We start from the raw sequence: 17,275 nt of genomic DNA, 5'->3' as shown, positions 1-17,275 counted from the left end.
AAAGCGTTTAAATCAACTCAAGCGGTAAAGGGTGAGGCTGAAACTTGCGCAAATGGATGTTCATAAATCAAATCGACGGGATACTTCTTACCAGCCAAAGCATCTTCAATCGCTCGAATCACCAATGGACTCCGTGCACGTGCAGTCAGTTGCAATTCCTCAAATGTCATCCAGTGCGCTTGCACGATGCCATCATCTAAATCCTGCTGTGTATGCTCAAGCGCATTCGCTAAGAAACAAAAACGATAATAAGTACGATCAGGAAACATCGGCGGGGTATAACTATAGATGCCAAGCAAATCGGTAATTTCCACTCGCCAAGCTGTTTCCTCTAAAGTTTCACGGAGGGCAGCTTGGATCACGGTTTCACCTGCTTCGACATGTCCCGCAGGTTGGTTAAATACAGTATGACTAAAACCCTCGCTATGTTCTTCAACCAACAAGAAGCGATCTTCACGCTGTACCACAGTCGCTACGGTAACATGTGCAGTCCACGCTGATGTTGCGTGTGATGATACTAAATTTGAAGTATTCGCCATCTGTACAAGCCCTCAAAATTGAGGTGCATATGATACGAAATTTTGTCGAAAATGGCTATGTTATTCATAGAGTGCAATTGAATTGCTGGTTCGATTATTCTAGGTTATACATTCGTGATGATTACAAAAAATGAGAGGGTTTGAGTATCTACTTATCACATTTATTCATAACAACATGCAAAAAACATATATGTTGTAATTTCATCAATATATCGCAAATATTCATGTCATCGACTTGAAAATCTATGTGTACGGCAGAATATCGGCATAGCATTCAGAAAGTTAGCCAGTTGTATGCTAGACTACCTGCCTGAAATTTAACACCTTGTTGTATGCGTCATGCGTTTTTGAAAACGTGTTGATTGGAATATTTGATTGGAATCGTAGTAGGGTCTCCTTAATGTCTGACGAAAGATTAACCCACCTAAAACAGCTTGAAGCTGAAAGTATTCATATTATTCGAGAGGTTGCAGCAGAGTTTGATAACCCTGTAATGCTGTATTCGATCGGTAAAGATTCGGCGGTGATGCTGCATCTTGCGATGAAGGCATTCTATCCTGCAAAGCTCCCATTTCCATTGATGCACGTCAATACAGGTTGGAAATTCAAAGACATGATCACCTTCCGTGATGAGATGGTGAAGAAAAATGGTCTGGAATTGATCGAACATAAAAATCTTGAAGGCATGGCGCAGGGTATTAACCCTTTTGATCATGGTAGCTCGAAATATACCGACATCATGAAAACCCAAGCCTTAAAGCAAGCATTGGATAAATATAAATTCGATGCGGCATTTGGCGGGGCACGTCGTGATGAGGAAAAATCACGTGCCAAAGAGCGTGTTTATTCTTTCCGTGACAGCAAGCACCGTTGGGATCCAAAAAACCAACGTCCCGAGCTGTGGAATATCTACAATGGTAAAGTCAATCAAGGCGAAAGTATCCGTGTATTCCCACTCTCAAACTGGACTGAGCTAGACATTTGGCAATATATCTACCTTGAGCAGATTCCAATTGTGCCATTGTATTACGCTGCTGAGCGTCCTGTGGTTGAGCGTGATGGCACCTTGATCATGATTGATGACGAGCGCTTCCCACTGCGTGAAAATGAAGTGCCTGAAAAGAAATCGGTGCGTTTCCGTACACTGGGCTGTTATCCACTGACAGGTGCGGTCGAGTCAAAAGCGGATACCTTGCCTGACATTATCCAAGAAATGCTCCTAACCACCAGTTCTGAGCGTCAAGGTCGAATGATTGACCATGATGAAGCAGGTTCAATGGAAAAGAAAAAGCAAGAAGGTTACTTCTAATTTTTTCTCACTGCATTTCATTGTTGATTGCATGTGGTTTGGTTTTTCACTGCAATAACTGATTTAAGTTTTTAACTGGTAAAGTTTTTAAAGAATATTAGGCGGAATATAAATGTCGCATCAATCCGAACTGATTAGCCAAGATATTTTGGCATATCTCAAACAGCACGAACAAAAAGACTTATTGCGTTTTCTGACTTGCGGTAATGTCGATGATGGTAAAAGTACCTTGATTGGTCGCTTGTTGCATGACTCGAAAATGATCTATGAAGATCAACTCGAAGCAGTACAACGTGACAGTAAAAAAGTCGGGACACAAGGTGAAAAAGTTGATCTTGCGCTCTTAGTTGATGGTCTGCAAGCAGAACGTGAACAGGGCATTACCATCGATGTGGCGTATCGTTATTTCTCCACGGAAAAGCGTAAATTTATCATCGCAGATACCCCAGGACATGAGCAATATACTCGCAATATGGCTACAGGCGCATCGACCTGTGATCTTGCGATCATCTTGATTGATGCACGTTATGGCGTACAGACGCAAACTCGTCGTCATACTTTTATTGCTGCATTACTCGGTATTCGTAACATCGTGGTGGCAATTAACAAGATGGATTTGGTGGAATTTTCTCAAGACAAATTCGATCAAATTCGCCAAGATTATTATGCTTTTGTTGAGCAGTTGGGCGACCGTCAGCCTAAAGACATTCGTTTTGTGCCGATTTCTGCATTGAACGGCGACAACGTGGTCAATCCATCAGAAAGTACGCCGTGGTACTACGAGAATGGTTACCAAGCACAAACTTTGATGAATATCTTGGAAACCGTTGAAATCACTCGTGATGCCAAGAAGCAAGATTTCCGTCTGCCTGTGCAATACGTTAATCGTCCAAACCTCGACTTCCGTGGTTTTGCAGGCACGATTGCGCTTGGTGCGGTGAAAGTTGGTGACGAGATTGTTGCGCTTCCTTCAGGAAAACGCAGTACCGTCAAAGAAATCGTGACTTATGATGGCAATCTTGATCAGGCGCAAGTTGGTCAAGCCGTCACTTTGACTTTAAATGATGAAATCGACATTAGCCGTGGTGATTTGATCACGCACCCAAGCGCATTACCGTCTGTATCTCGTGCAGTGCGTTCGACTGTGGTGTGGATGAGTGACCATCCGCTCGTGGTGGGCAAGTTGTACAACGTCAAAGTTGGCGTGCAAAGTGTCCCTGCCAAAGTCACCCGTATTAACCATCGTATCGACGTGAATACGCTTGAGCATGGTCAGGTTGATCAGTTAGAGCTCAACGGTATTGCGGATATTACTGTTGAATTTGACCGTCCAATCGTGTTTGATCATTATCAAGACAGTCGTCATACAGGTGCATTTATCTTTATTGATCGTTTGAGCAATGTCACGATTGGCGCAGCGATGATCGAAGATTTGGCGCAAGTGTCTGATAGCGCACAACCTGTGACTGCTGAAGATCGTGCAGCACGACTTGGTCAAAAGCCTGCGGTATTGGCGGTGACTGCTGAGCTATTTGCACAGTCGCAACAGCTTGAACGTGCCTCACTCTCGGACGGTATTGTGGTGATTGCACAAGCGAACTTGAATGCAGACAGCATCAATTTACTTCGTGAAACTGGTATCACTGTACTTGTCGATCAAGCTGAGCTTGCAGATACTGAAATCACTGCTAAAACCGTCGATGAAGCGGTGGCGCAGATTAAGGCGATTGTTCAGCTTTAATTCGACAGTTTCTTTAATTCAAAAGTAAACTTAAAAAAAGAAAAGCTCTAAATTACGGTTTAGGGCTTTTTTAATACAACTGAATTAACTTTTAAAACTTGTTAGACAACTACAAAACGCTACAGTCAGCAGATGGCTTCGTGTCATGCTATGATTTCAATGCCTAAATAAATGCAATAAAAATCAACTTGGTGCTTTCTATGCCGATATACAACGATGCTCATCTTAATGGTCACCAACGCTATTTGATCGCTTCACTGAAGCGTGATTTGCAACACGCCGAGAATTATAATGAATGGAAAACTATTGCGCAGCAGTTGGATGAGGCGACGGGTCTGGAAGCATGGAAATTTGATAATACTTCGCCACATTACGGGTATCCATTTTTGGCACAGCGTTTGGTGCGGATGAAGCGATTGATTGAAAATGATCAACAGCTTGATTTGGCAGAATATTTGCGCGAAGGTTTAAACTTTGATATTGCCAATATTGCGCATCCCTTACTTTATAATCAAACTTTTACAGGGACAAAGAAACTGATTGAAGATTATGTCGATAGCATGAGTAAAGCTTTTGCTCATATCGCTTCCGATGAGTTCACTGCATTTAATCGCGCCGAAAAAATCGAATATTTCGAAGGCGCTTTAAAAGCTTATGGTCAGCCTGCATTGATGTTCTCAGGCGGTGCGACACTGGGTATTTTTCATCTTGGTGTGTGTAAAGTGCTGTATGAGCAAGATTTATTACCAAAAGTATTTTCAGGCTCTAGTGCGGGTGCGATCATGGCGGCGATGTTGGCAACGCATAATGATCAAGAGCTGATGGATTTTATCCAAGGCGATGGTTTTATTGACCATGCCTTTAAATATCGCAGTATTTACCAAATTTTGGCAGATCAAGGTGGTCTAGCGGATATCGGCACCCTAAAAAAATTCTTGATTGCCAATCTTGGGGATTATACTTTTGAGGAAGCCTTTGCCAAGTCGGGTCGACATTGTTCGATTGTAGTGGCGCCATATAGCACAGGTTATAATCCACGGATCATGAATGAAATCATGTCGCCAGAGTTGTTGGTGTGGAGTGCGACATTAGCATCCTGTGCGATTCCATTTTTCTTTCCACCTGTCCGCCTCAAAACTAAACGCCATGATGGCGTGTACACACCGTATATGGCAAATACGCACTGGGTTGACGGCAGTGTGCGCAGTGATTTTCCACAAATCCGTATGGCTCGACTTTATAATATTAATTACAGCATCGCTTGTCAGGTCAATCCGCATGTGGTGCCGTTCATGCAATCGGATTTTCAGCGTTATCGTCGAGATTTGCTCAGCTGGCCAAGTCGTTTTATTCGTCATCAAGCCAAGACTTTATCCATGCAAGGTTTAGATTTTACGCGCAACAATTTATCCAGTTTTCCGTTGATTCAGCGTGTGGTTGATCATGGCTATGGCATCGTTGGACAGCGCTATTATGGTGATATCAACATCGCTGCGAAATATAACCTCAACCATTATCTATGGATGGTCAAAAATCCTGATAAGAAAATCTTTAAGCAATTGCAAAAAGAAGGTGAGCGCGCTACTTGGTCGAAGATCAGTCGTATAGAGATGCATGCTCGAGTCGGCAAAACTATTGAACATTGTTTGACTGTGCTCAAGTCTGGACAGCAACAACATCAAGGTTCAGCACATGAACATCAACTTTGATCCAAAACTGCCTTATCAAAAGATCAAATCGCTCAATGCGGATTTTAGTCGAAAGTTAGGGCAGTACGTTGATTTGATCCGCCAGCAGGATCACGATTTTGTGTTGAAATATTTGAGTGAATCGGCAAATATGGTGTTAAAAAGCAGTTTTTCGTATGAATTGGCGATGAATGCGAAATTATTTGATTTAGGTTTCTCTCAGCTTGATCAAATCTGTGATCAGGTACAATTCAAACAAAAATGTCAGGCTGATTCTGACATACTCATATTGCCTTGTATGATATCGATAGATTGTAGCTCGCTCAATGTTGAACAAAGCATCGAAAAATTTATAAAAATCGCAGAATGTGTCGATACCTTGCACAGTTTGGGCTTTCTACATGGCGATTTAAAATTAAAACATTTTTTAAGTGATGCTATGGGGGCGATTCGGCTCATCGACTTTGCGCAAAGTCAAAGCATTCAAATATCTGCTACAAATCTCATCAGCCAAACGCTCAATGCGACGCCAGCCTATATGGCGCCCGAACTATTTCATGGATCGGCAAAATCTGTGCAGAGTGACATTTATGCATTGGGGGTGATTTTCTATGAAATTCTGATCGGGCAGAAGCCATTTCAGCAGCAAGGCAAGGTGCTGAACAGCTATCAAGATTGGGCGCTCGCACATTGTCAGCGAGCGATTCCACTGTTGCCTGAAGCATTGCAATGCTATCAAAGTGCTTTGGATCACATGCTTGCTAAACGACTAGAGAATCGTGCAAAAAGCATAAAAACTGCGATAAGTGATTTAAAATTAAGCAAAAAATAGGAATTTGATGATTTAATGCCCGCTTGTGATACTTTTATGAAAAAAGTACTTGGCAAGTGAAAAGCACATTGCTAATATACGCACACATCGGGGGCGTGGCGAAATTGGTAGACGCACTGGATTTAGGTTCCAGCGCTGCAAGGCGTGAGAGTTCGAGTCTCTCCGCCCCCACCATATACTTAGCAATATTGATATATTGTAAAGGCTTAGTGAAAATATCACTAAGCCTTTTTTTATTTGTGCGATGCTTTTTTCGATGTATTTTGATTGCAAGTTTATCATGTGGCGTTGTTTATCCAGTTTCAATTTATGCCGATGATTTTGAATGAATTAAATTTTCGCCATGGTAGAGTGTGGCTGGGATTTACAAGCTTTATCTATTTTTTGCTTTAGTCGAGCTATTTTTTTCGATATGCTATATTCATTAGATTATATTTTAACTTATTGAATAAATTAAGGATAAATGGATGCAACCAATCATCATCGTTGGTGGCGGCATGGTCGGGCTGAGCCTTGCACTGATGTTGGCAAAACTAGAGCTAAAAGTCACCTTGCTTGAAGCGATCACGTATCCTGATTATCAAGCGCAAGGCGGTGAGACGGCATATCACTCCAGTTTTGATGCACGAAATACTGCCTTATCTCGGCGCAGTGTTGAGATTTATCATGAGTTAGGATTGTGGGAAACATTACAACAATATGCCACGCCAATTCATCAAGTGCATATTTCAGAACAAGGCAGTTTTGGTAAAGCCAAACTGGTCAATACTGAGGAAAAAGTCGAAAGTTTTGGGCAAGTCATTGAGAATGCATGGCTTGGTCGAGTTCTTCTGCAAACTGTGCAAGACAATCCATTAATTGAGCTGATTGATGGCGTGCAAGTGACTCGCTTGGCACAAGATGAGCATTCGGTGTCGATTACTGCATCCAAAGGGGATGCGACCATGGCGTTGAAAGGGCAGTTGGTGATTGCTGCTGATGGTCGAGATTCGTTCTGCCGTCAGGCGTTAGGCATCGGTGTGGATGTGCATGATTATGATCAAGTGGCGATCGTCACCACGGTACAAACCTCAAAAGCACATCAGCAAGTCGGCTTTGAGCGATTTAGTCCTTTAGGGCCTTTGGCGTTGTTGCCTTTACATGGGGAATATCGTCGTTCCGTCGTCTGGCCTGTGAAAAAAGGTACGGAGCAAGAATGGCTTGGTGAGGAAAATGATCAGCATTTCTTAGATGCGCTACAACAAACCTATGGCGATCGTGCAGGGAAATTTGAAAAGACTGGAAAGCGTTTTAGTTATCCATTATCCCAAGTGCTAGCACATCAGCAAGTGTCAGGTCGTGTGGTACTGATGGGCAATGCGGCGCATACCATTCACCCTGTGGCAGGGCAAGGCTTTAACTTGTGTCTACGCGATGCTTTTGTCCTGTGTCGTTATCTTGCTCATCAACAACAGCAGGGTTTAGATTTGGGTGATCATGAGATGCTGAAATCTTATGAGCAAGCACGTCTCAGTGATCAAAAGAAAGTAATTTTCTTCTGTGACAAAGTGGTGCGAGGCTTTAGCAATCACAACCCAATTTTAAAAATTGCACGCAACACAGGCTTACTCGCATTTGATTTGATTCCAGGTGTCAAGCCGATGGTGGCGACCTTTGCCATGGGGTTAAAAGCATGAGTAAGGAAATGCACAATACGCATCAAAACACGCACCATAGTGTGATTATCATTGGTGGTGGTTTGGTTGGTGGATTGACTGCTTTGTTGCTTGCCAAAGCAGGCATTCAAGCCACTGTTTTAGATGCTTCGCCATTGCTTGATGCGGAAAAAGTGCTCAGCCAAACTAATCCACGTGTATTGGCACTCAATCAAGCCTCGATGCACTTGATGGAGCAAGCGGGCGCATGGCAACATTTGCAAAAATTTCAGCGTTATCAGCCCTATAGTGGTATGCAAGTGTGGCACCGTGATGGACATGGTGAGATTCATTTTGGGCAAGCCTCTATGACACCGCCGATGCCTCATGATTGGCTTGGCATTATGGTCGAGCCAAGTGTGCTTAACCTTGCTTTACAGACAGAATTACAGCAGAAAGTTCAAGATTATCGTACTCAAGTCAAAGTCACTCGACTGGAGAAATTACCTCAACATTGGCAAGTCACTTTGGCGGATGGTGAGGTGCTCACCACAGACTTAATTATTGGTGCAGATGGCGCAAATTCTTTTGTTCGTGATCAGGTTGGGATTTTGCCAGATCGTCTGGATTATGGACAAACGGCGGTCAGCTGTGCGATTCGTACCGAAAAAACGCATCAGCATGTGGCTCGGCAAATTTTCCTCGATACAGGTCCTTTAGCATTTTTACCCATGAAAAGTTTAGATGCAGAACATCAAGGGCATTGGCAATCCATTGTTTGGACTTTACCAACGGATTATGCGGATGAATATCGTGAACTGAATGATCAAGATTTTGCCAAAAAAGTCAGTCAAGCCAGTCACTATATGCTCGGTGAAGTGTTTGAGGTCGTTTCACGTGCAAGTTTTCCGTTAGCAGCTCGTCAGGCGCAAAGTTATGTGACAGATGGTGTGGCATTGGTCGGTGATGCGGCGCATGTGATTCATCCATTGGCAGGGCAAGGGGTGAATTTAGGCTGTTTGGATGCGGCGGTATTGGTCGATCAATTGATTAAAGATCACAAACGTGGCGCATGGGCGCATATTCAGACACTGCGCAAATATGAACATCAACGTCGCCTGCACAATAGCTTGATGATGCACAGTATGTCAGGGCTGGGTTGGATCAATATCACTCAGCTTCGACCGCTACAATGGCTTCGTAATGAAGCGGTGCATTTCGTAGCAAATCAGCAAAATGCGGTGGATTTCTTTAGCGTGCAAGCCAGTGGTGTGCCTGCGCTCAAAGATACGCAATACGCAATTTAAAAAAATGATCGTTCTTCTCAAGAACGCTGATTGTTAAAAATTCAATCAATTGATCAAAATCGTGATAAAAATTGAATTTTTCGATGATATTTTCACCATTTTTAACAGTCAAGGGGCTAGGCGGATACCCAATTGATTGCTACATTTCGCCTAAATAGATCAATTTAAAGCGATAGATGTACGTCGCTGCGAATATTTGATGTTGTGGAGATACTGAGCATGAGCGGTAACATAGATTATGACGACGACGACCTGAACGAAGGCGTTGATGAGGAAGAAAGTAAATCTGCCGAAAATGGTGCAGAGACTGATGATGGTGATGGGGAAAGTGCTGGGCGCACCACAGATGCAGAGCGTGAAGAAGCAGAAAGCCTTTCAGTCACTGCACGTCAAAAAGCCCGAGATTCGCTTGAAGATGAAGTGGCACGCTTTCTTGCACAGGGCGGACGCATTACCGAAGTGCCACCTGATGAATCTGCACATGATTAAGTGGGTTTGTTTGAATTCACTATAATTGCCTTTACGGCGTTATTACTCGACTTCGGTCGAGTTTCTTGTTTTTGAATGTTGAAAAATTATCATGAAACTTTAATTGTCATCATATCTTCATCATTTTGCGATCAAAGGTTCATGTTGGCGGTTTAGATTTTTGCTGTTTATTGATAGCCAAAGATGAGAAATCTATGCCAAGTTTCGTGACACGCCGTGCGTTAATTCAAAAGAGTTTAATGGGCTTTGGGGCATTATCTGTTGCCAGTAGTTTGGTGGGGTGTAATGACGATGATGATCAAGATTCGGATCATGCGCCAAAAGTTGAGTTCTTACATGGCGTTGCCAGTGGTGATCCTCTGCAAGATCGGATGATTTTGTGGACACGTATTAGCCCAGAAGATGCGTCTTTGCGTGTCAATGTGACTTGGGAAGTCGCAAGCGATGCGGCATTTTCTCAGATCATCGCTACAGGAAAAGTCGAAACCAGTATTGCAGTGGATTTTACGGTGAAAGTGGATGCAACAGGTTTGGATGCAGGACAAGCCTATTTCTATCGTTTTAAATGCGGTTCAGCGATTTCTGCAACAGGACAAAGCAAGACTTTAGCGACACAAACCGATCAAGTCAGCTTTGCCGTGTGCTCGTGTTCAAACTATCCTGCGGGATATTTCCATGTCTATGCGGAGATGGCAAAACAAGATGTCGATGTGGTGATTCATCTCGGCGATTATATTTATGAATATGGCGCAGATGGCTATGCTACAGAAGATGCAGTCGCTCTTGGTCGTACGCTCGCAGCAGATAACAATGTAGAAATCGTCAAATTAGACGACTATCGTAAGCGTTATGCGCTGTATCGCACCGATGCCGATCTACAAGCATTACATCTGCGCCATCCATTTATCGTGGTGTGGGATGATCATGAGCTGGCGAATGATACATGGCGTGAAGGTGCTGAAAATCATCAAGACAATGAAGGTGATTTCTTCGAACGCAAACTTGCGGCACTACAAGCCTATTTTGAATGGATGCCAATTCGTCCGATTTCAGAAGATGATCATTTGAATATCTATCGTCAGTTTAATTTTGGTGAGCTGGTACAGCTAAATATGCTCGATACACGTATTTTGGCACGAGATGAACAGTTGGATTATGCGGATTATATCACTGCATCAGGCGTAGACTTTGCGACATTTCAAGCAAATTTGACAGCGCAAAATCGCACACTCATGGGTTATGCTCAGCGTGCTTGGTTACAGCAACAATTGGCGATGTCAACAGCGACTTGGAACGTGCTTGGGCAACAGGTGTTGATGGCGAAAATGTTGATCCCTGCGGAGTTGCTCATGTCATTAAGTGCAGTTACCAGTGGTAATGTCACCGCAGACACCTTGGCAGCTATGAATGCGCAAATCACCGAATTGGTCACGATCAAAATGCGAATTGCTCAAGGCGATACGTCGGTCACAGCGCAAGAAAAGGCACGGATTAGCACGGTTGCGCCGTACAATCTCGATGCGTGGGATGGCTATTATTATGAGCGTGAAGTACTGTACGGGACATTGATGCAACTGGGCAAAAAGGTCGTAGTGCTAGCGGGTGATACGCATAATGCGTGGAGTAGCTATCTATATAGTCAGGCGACTGATACACAATCATCTAGCTATGTGGGTGTGGAGCTGGCAACCAGCTCGGTGTCTTCACCAGGCATGGAAAAGTATTTGAATATTTCGCAGGCGCAGTTGCAACAGTTTGAAATGGCATTTACTACTTTGATTGATGAGTTGGCATATACCAATCTGAATCAGCGTGGCTATCTCACCGTGACTTTTGATCAAGTGCAAATGCAAGCCAATTGGATTTTTGTTGATACCATTAAAGATAAAGAGTATTCGGTGGATAGCAGTCGTGCACATCAGTTGACTTTAGATGTAGATTTAAATGTAAAAACTGACTCTGCACAAGTTGCGTAACGGTCAACAAAATTTGCACTGACGCTAAGTTCTTTAATTGATTGATTTCAGCCAAATGCGTTTGGCTGATTTTTTGGTTAAAAATATTATAAATTACAGATTATTAATGATTTGATCGCAATTTTTAGACACAAAAAAACCAGCATTATGCTGGTCATTTTCTACATTAATTTCAATATAAGAATTAATGTCACCATAAAATGGTGCCCGGGGCCGGACTCGAACCGGCACGCTTTGAGGGCGGGGGATTTTAAATCCCCTGTGTCTACCTATTTCACCACCCGGGCGTTCATTCTAATTTTGCATATGATTTCAAGTCTTTATGCTTAGACATTACCAATTTGGAGGCGGAGGTCGGAATCGAACCGGCGTACACGGAGTTGCAGTCCGCTGCATGACCACTCTGCCACCCCGCCTACTTGGTGATGCACATATTAGCAACCTTTGAGAAAAAAACAATACTATTGGCGGCGAATATGCGCAGAAAAACAACATCTAAGCGCAATTGTGCAAAAAATTCATGTATGATTTGCACATTAAAATTTTTGTTGAATCGTGGAGAACAGGCTGTGGCATTGGTTTTGGATGGTCGTGCATTAGCAAATACAATTGAAGCAGATTTACTCACTCGTGTAGAGGCGTTAAAAAGCAAAACAGGTCGCACCCCGATTTTGGCAACGATTTTGGTCGGTGATGATGGTGCATCTGCGACTTATGTGCGGATGAAGGGCAATGCCTGTCGTCGTGTAGGCATGGATTCTGTCAAGGTTGAATTGCCACAAAGTACTACAACTGAACAGCTTTTAGCAGAAATTGAAAAGCTCAATGCCAATCCTGATGTACACGGTATTTTGCTCCAACATCCAGTGCCTGAGCAGATCGATGAGCGTGCTTGCTTTGATGCGATTAGCCTTGAAAAAGATGTCGATGGCGTGACTTGTCTTGGTTTTGGTCGTATGGCGATGGGTGAATCTGCATACGGTTCAGCAACGCCACAAGGCATCATGACCATTTTAAAGGAATATAGTATCGACATCGCAGGTAAACACGCAGTAGTGGTTGGTCGTTCGGCGATCTTGGGTAAGCCCATGGCAATGATGCTTTTACAAGCCAATGCCACCGTAACGATTTGTCATTCACGTACCCAAAACCTTGCAGACCTCGTCAAGCAAGCGGATATTGTAGTCGGCGCAGTCGGTAAAGCAGAGCTCATCAAAAAGGATTGGATCAAACAAGGTGCCGTGGTGGTTGATGCAGGTTTCCATCCACGTGACGGTGGCGGTGTCGGTGATATTGAGTTGCAAGGCATCGAAGACATCGCTGCTGCGTATACGCCTGTACCAGGCGGAGTTGGTCCAATGACCATTACCACCTTGATTCGTCAGACCGTAGAAGCTGCTGAAAAAGCATTTGCTTAATTGGTGAGTACGATGAGCAATCTGAGCGCACCACAGCAATTGTTGGATGCGCTCCATCAAGTCATTCCAAACTGTGAATTAACCGCACAATATCTGCCTGATACACCGATTCAATTGTGGTTGATTCCGCCTGTATTTTCGAATGACCGCTTGGATGATGAAGTCATTCGCAAAATTTGGAATGAAACGCCGTATTGGATTTTCTGTTGGGCGTCTGGTTTGGCGATGGCTCAGTGGCTGTTAACAGAGCCACATCATGTCAAAGATAAAGTGGTTTTGGATTTTGGCGCAGGCTCGGGTGTGGTGGCGATCGCTGCCAAGCTGGCAGGCGCAAAGCGCGTCATTTGTTGTGATATTGATTTGGTCAGTCTTGAGTCGTGTCGTGAAAATGCCAAGCTGAATCAAGTTGAATTGGAGTATTTGGCGGATCTTTATGCTTTAGAGCAAAGTGCCGCTGAGCAAGTCGATGTACTTCTCGCTGCCGATGTACTTTATGACCAATGTAATCGTTTTTTTCTTGATGAATTTCTAAAATTTGCCCCAGAAGTGTGGGTGGCGGATAGCCGTGTGAAAAACTTTAGTCATCCAAACTATATCAAAATTGATGAGCGTAGTGCCACCACTTGGCCTGACTTGGATGAAGCCAAAGAGTTTCGTAATGTGAGTTTTTACAAGACAGTGTGAAATTCGCAGTAGCGCTGCTTTGTCTAGAAGTGATTAGTCCAGAAGTTAAACGAGCATCTTAAGGTCTATTCCATCTGAACAAACCTCAAGACGTGTATAAAGTGTTTTAAGCGGTGCAGGTATATAGGATGACATTCAATGTTTTTGGCTGAGCTTCTAATGCTTGGCGAGTCGCATAATCATCGGTGCTCGATAAACTTGGTGTTGTCGATAGTCCAAATGTGGCACGAGTTTGACCGATATTAACGCCTTGAGCAGGTGGATTACTGGCTTGAGTATTGACTTCACTGGTGCCTAAAATATCAATCTTATAGGTTTTATTTGCACCAAGCACTTTTTGGCAGGCACTTTGCAACTTTGCTTGAATCTTCGCTTTATCAGGATTTGCTGAGAGCGTATATTTGAGCGTTGTGGTCTGTGCAGTTTGTGAAACGACTTCGTAGCCAGATTTGCCGTTGAATTGTTGCGCTGTGGTTTGACAGCCTAATAGGACGACAACAGGGCTGATGATGGCGAAAATTGAACTGTATTTAATCATTGATGGTTTATCCCTGTTTGTCGATTTGCTTATGTCGAGTATGCCATAATTCAGTGCGTTCAGGTGAGAATTCATTCTCATCGCTATGTATAGTCTGTTATTTCAACAAATTGTCAAAAACTGGATGGAGTTTAAGCATTTGATGCAACATAGCCTTGACGAATGGCGTTGAAAAGATAATAATGCGCCCACAGTTTACGGCTATGTAGCTCAGTTGGTTAGAGCACCGCACTCATAATGCGGGGGTCACAAGTTCAAGTCTCGTCATAGCCACCATTTTTATAGATCATACTCCCATGTATGATCTTTTTTTTGCCTAAAATTTTATCAGAACGTGTGAAGTGATTTTGCCGATGCGTTTAGGCTCAGCCATCTGGTTTAAGATTTTTGCTTTAAAATCTTTGCTTTAAAACCTGATTGAGTTGATCAATCGTATGTTCAGATTGAAAAAATGGCTGAATCATGTGATCGATGATTGTATCTAAGAGACCCAATTCATCTAAGCGCTTTAAGATGCTTGGCGCAAAACGTTCTGCTTCCAGCTGTATATCTTCGATGTTTAAACCCGTTGCCAGAAACAGGGTATAAATATTCTCATCGGCAAAAGTTGCGTAGAAGTCACGGATACCTTGTTCAATAATGTGCTGAAAGGTCTGATTGTGGCGAAAATCTTTCCAAAACTCATAACTGAGAATAAACACTTCTTCAGTATCGAGCGGTGTACTCATTTGGCTAAACTCGGCGACCGTGCTGTGCTTTAAACTGTGCCATAGGCTCATGCCCAGTGAGAGATATTCTGCCTTTTCAAGGTTGAGCAAAAACAAGAGCTGTTGCTGGAAAAGCTGCGCCGTTTTGATTTCAACGTGTTCTTCTAGCTTTTGCGCTTGCTTGTAAACAAAGCGTTGGACTGATGTAGGCAGTCGATCAAAGGTTTTTTCTGAGACTTGGTCTAAATGCTTTGGTCGAAAATGTGCAATATTTTGATTGATCCAGTAAGCGCAGAGGCTGCGTATTTGCGGGGTTTGCGCAATCTTGATTTTGAGATAATCAAAAATATCATCTAGCTCCAAGATTTTTCGCAACCAATGTTCCACTTGTTGATCGCTGATAAAGTCTGATAAAGGGGCGTTGCTCTGGCTGAGTTGACGGTGAATATTTTGTGCAATTTCGCCGATGACACTGAGTAACGCAGGTTTGAGGTTGATTTTATAAACTTGGCTGTGGACTACGCCAATCAGTTGCTGAACATCAATGACTTGCTTGAGTTGGATAGTTTCGCAAGTTTGAAAAAAATATCGAATACGTTGTTGTTGTAAGGTGTGGGCATGTTCACCGAGCAATTGATCTTTAAAATATTGTTTTTGCAGGCTGTGGAGTTGTTGCAACACCTGCTGAGCACTGGGCTCGGCAGATGTTGATGATTTTTTTGTCTGATTTTCTGTCTGATTCTGTGTATTAGACACCTGCTTTCCATCCATTGACGATCGGGTAGCGACGCTCCCGACCGAATGCACGGGAGCTGATACGTGGCCCAATTGCACCTTGACGACGCTTATATTCATTGCGGTCGACCAGTGCGATGACTTTGTTGACTACTTCTGCGTCAAAGCCTTTTGCCACGATGCTATCTTGGCTTAAATCTTCCTCAATGTACATATACAAGATTGAATCTAAAATCTCATAAGCAGGGAGTGAGTCTTGATCTTTTTGGTCAGGACGCAGTTCTGCCGATGGCGGGCGAGTAATGACACGTTCTGGAATCACAGGCGTTTTCGCTATCGAGTTACGATATTTTGCCAGTTCAAACACGATGGTTTTATAGACATCTTTGAGTGGTGCGAAACCACCAACCATGTCACCGTAAAGGGTACAATAACCGACTGCCATTTCTGACTTATTGCCAGTTGCCAAGACTAAGTTGCCAAACTTATTAGAAAGTGCCATCAGTAGCGTGCCACGAGAGCGAGCTTGTAAGTTTTCCTCAGTGGTATCCATCGGACTATCGCCAAAGAACGGATACAGTGTTTGCATAAAGCCATTCACGATTGGATTAATCTCGGCGATACCAAAGGTGATGCCAAGACGTTTGGCTTGCTCGGTAGCATCTTCCACACTGATCTGTGCGGTATAGGTGTACGGCATCATTAAGGCTTGCACACGGTCAGCGCCCAAAGCATCTACAGCAATCGCCAGCGTGAGTGCAGAGTCAATCCCGCCTGAGAGACCAAGCACGATGCCAGGAAAACCCGAATTATTGACATAATCACGTACAGCCATTACCAACAGCTGATAAATCTCAGGAATGCTATCGAGCGCAGGCGCAACATTTTGTTGAACATATTGTTTGGTTTCAGCATCAAAATCGACCAAAAGCAGTTCAGATTCGGTTAGTTTGGCACGTGCAGCGACATCACCATTTTGATTGATCACGGTCGATGCGCCATCAAAAATCAAATCATCTTGTCCGCCGACTTGGTTGACATAGACGATACGCACATCATTTTCGGCAGCGAGTTTACTGACCAATTGCTGGCGTTGTTGTGGCTTACTCACTTCATACGGCGAAGCATTGAGTACCAAAATGGTTTCTGCGCCAAGTGATTTTAATTGTTTGGTATTTTTCTCAACCCAAATATCTTCACAAATCAAGACGCCAAACTTATGCCCTTGATGCTCAAAAATCAGATGTTGATGACCTGCTTCAAAATAACGCTGTTCATCAAAGACACTATAGTTTGGTAGGTTTTGCTTATGATAGCGACCGATGATCTGACCATGGTGAATCAGCGCCGCCGAGTTGTAGCGTTTGCCATCTTCATCGACATGCACATAACCTGCAACAATGATGATGTTTTTGGCTTGGCTCAGATGCTTTAAGCCTTTCTCTATACGTGCAGCAAGGCTCGGACGCAGCAATAAATCTTCGGGTGGGTAGCCGATCAACGATAATTCTGGAAAAACGATAATCTGTGCACCTTGCTTGGCAGCTTGCTCAGCCTGTTGCAACATATTTTCAGCATTTTTTTGGATATTCCCGATCAGTGGAGAGAACTGAGCGAGAGCAATTTTAAAATTACGCATTCTAAGAAGTTTCCTAATTATTTCAGGACATCATGAATC

At 43.4% G+C, this 17,275-nt stretch carries 14 protein-coding genes and 4 tRNA genes; 12 read left to right on the top strand and 6 right to left on the bottom strand.

Annotated features, from left to right (window positions below):
• Positions 1 to 17: 17 nt before the first annotated feature.
• Positions 18 to 539 (bottom strand): NUDIX hydrolase, encoded by a 522-nt coding sequence (locus BLQ60_RS02570; protein WP_092615497.1) that lies wholly within the window; start codon positions 537 to 539, stop codon positions 18 to 20.
• 400 nt (positions 540 to 939) lie between these two features.
• On the opposite strand from BLQ60_RS02570, the gene cysD reads away from it, so the two are divergent.
• The 9 genes from cysD to BLQ60_RS02525 all read left to right on the top strand — a co-directional run bounded on the left by cysD (position 940) and on the right by BLQ60_RS02525 (position 11,515).
• Positions 940 to 1,848, top strand: coding sequence for a sulfate adenylyltransferase subunit CysD (gene cysD, locus BLQ60_RS02565; protein WP_092615494.1), 909 nt, complete (start codon positions 940 to 942; stop codon positions 1,846 to 1,848).
• Between the two features lie 112 nt (positions 1,849 to 1,960).
• Positions 1,961 to 3,589, top strand: coding sequence for a sulfate adenylyltransferase subunit CysN (gene cysN, locus BLQ60_RS02560; protein WP_092615491.1), 1,629 nt, complete (start codon positions 1,961 to 1,963; stop codon positions 3,587 to 3,589).
• Between the two features lie 200 nt (positions 3,590 to 3,789).
• The gene (locus BLQ60_RS02555) at positions 3,790 to 5,298 is read left to right on the top strand and encodes a DUF3336 domain-containing protein (RefSeq protein ID WP_092615488.1); all 1,509 of its coding nucleotides are present in this window, start codon (positions 3,790 to 3,792) and stop codon (positions 5,296 to 5,298) included.
• A complete protein-coding gene (locus tag BLQ60_RS02550) occupies positions 5,282 to 6,109 on the top strand; it encodes a protein kinase domain-containing protein (RefSeq protein ID WP_092615485.1) in 828 nt (275 codons plus the stop codon). The genes BLQ60_RS02555 and BLQ60_RS02550 overlap by 17 nt, the downstream gene beginning before the upstream one ends.
• 89 nt (positions 6,110 to 6,198) lie before the next feature.
• Positions 6,199 to 6,283 (top strand) — tRNA-Leu (locus tag BLQ60_RS02545).
• A gap of 293 nt (positions 6,284 to 6,576) precedes the next feature.
• Positions 6,577 to 7,785, top strand: a complete 1,209-nt coding sequence (gene ubiH, locus BLQ60_RS02540) for a 2-octaprenyl-6-methoxyphenyl hydroxylase (RefSeq protein ID WP_092615482.1) — start codon at positions 6,577 to 6,579, stop codon at positions 7,783 to 7,785.
• Positions 7,782 to 9,050 carry an FAD-dependent monooxygenase gene (locus tag BLQ60_RS02535; protein WP_244515937.1) on the top strand — a complete coding sequence of 423 codons (1,269 nt, stop codon included), beginning with the start codon at positions 7,782 to 7,784 and terminating at the stop codon, positions 9,048 to 9,050. Before ubiH ends, BLQ60_RS02535 begins: the two co-directional genes overlap by 4 nt.
• Before the next feature lie 219 nt (positions 9,051 to 9,269).
• Entirely contained in the window at positions 9,270 to 9,539 is a 270-nt protein-coding gene (locus BLQ60_RS02530) for a hypothetical protein (protein ID WP_092615476.1), read from the top strand.
• Between the two features lie 194 nt (positions 9,540 to 9,733).
• On the top strand, positions 9,734 to 11,515 hold the full coding sequence (locus BLQ60_RS02525) for an alkaline phosphatase D family protein (RefSeq protein WP_092615473.1): 1,782 nt from the start codon (positions 9,734 to 9,736) through the stop codon (positions 11,513 to 11,515).
• A gap of 201 nt (positions 11,516 to 11,716) precedes the next feature.
• Here the strand turns inward: BLQ60_RS02525 and BLQ60_RS02520 are convergent.
• Positions 11,717 to 11,802: transfer RNA gene (locus BLQ60_RS02520), tRNA-Leu, on the bottom strand.
• A gap of 55 nt (positions 11,803 to 11,857) precedes the next feature.
• Positions 11,858 to 11,931, bottom strand: a tRNA-Cys gene (locus BLQ60_RS02515).
• Between the two features lie 153 nt (positions 11,932 to 12,084).
• Between BLQ60_RS02515 and folD the strand changes: the two genes are divergently transcribed.
• Together folD and BLQ60_RS02505 are read left to right on the top strand one after the other, a co-directional pair.
• A complete protein-coding gene (folD, locus tag BLQ60_RS02510; protein WP_092616046.1) occupies positions 12,085 to 12,933 on the top strand; it encodes a bifunctional methylenetetrahydrofolate dehydrogenase/methenyltetrahydrofolate cyclohydrolase FolD in 849 nt (282 codons plus the stop codon).
• A 12-nt stretch (positions 12,934 to 12,945) separates the two neighbouring features.
• Positions 12,946 to 13,617 (top strand): class I SAM-dependent methyltransferase, encoded by a 672-nt coding sequence (locus tag BLQ60_RS02505; RefSeq protein ID WP_092615470.1) that lies wholly within the window; start codon positions 12,946 to 12,948, stop codon positions 13,615 to 13,617.
• Positions 13,618 to 13,723: 106 nt separating this feature from the next.
• Here BLQ60_RS02505 and BLQ60_RS02500 read toward each other — a convergent pair whose 3' ends face one another.
• Positions 13,724 to 14,155: a hypothetical protein gene (locus BLQ60_RS02500; protein ID WP_092615467.1), complete on the bottom strand. Its 432-nt coding sequence runs from the start codon at positions 14,153 to 14,155 to the stop codon at positions 13,724 to 13,726.
• A gap of 199 nt (positions 14,156 to 14,354) precedes the next feature.
• Between BLQ60_RS02500 and BLQ60_RS02495 the strand changes: the two genes are divergently transcribed.
• Positions 14,355 to 14,431, top strand: a tRNA-Met gene (locus tag BLQ60_RS02495).
• A gap of 116 nt (positions 14,432 to 14,547) precedes the next feature.
• Here BLQ60_RS02495 and BLQ60_RS02490 read toward each other — a convergent pair.
• Both BLQ60_RS02490 and BLQ60_RS02485 read right to left on the bottom strand, forming a co-directional pair.
• Complete coding sequence (locus BLQ60_RS02490; RefSeq protein WP_092615464.1) at positions 14,548 to 15,618, bottom strand: hypothetical protein; 1,071 nt, start codon at positions 15,616 to 15,618, stop codon at positions 14,548 to 14,550.
• Positions 15,611 to 17,236, bottom strand: coding sequence for an NAD+ synthase (locus BLQ60_RS02485; protein WP_092615461.1), 1,626 nt, complete (start codon positions 17,234 to 17,236; stop codon positions 15,611 to 15,613). Before BLQ60_RS02485 ends, BLQ60_RS02490 begins: the two co-directional genes overlap by 8 nt.
• Positions 17,237 to 17,275: the final 39 nt, after the last annotated feature.

The sequence above is a fragment of the Acinetobacter marinus genome (genome assembly GCF_900096915.1).
Lineage (GTDB): Bacteria > Pseudomonadota > Gammaproteobacteria > Pseudomonadales > Moraxellaceae > Acinetobacter > Acinetobacter marinus.
The sequence above is the reverse complement of the archived record's forward strand: the minus strand, read 5'-3'. Positions and strand labels throughout refer to the sequence as shown.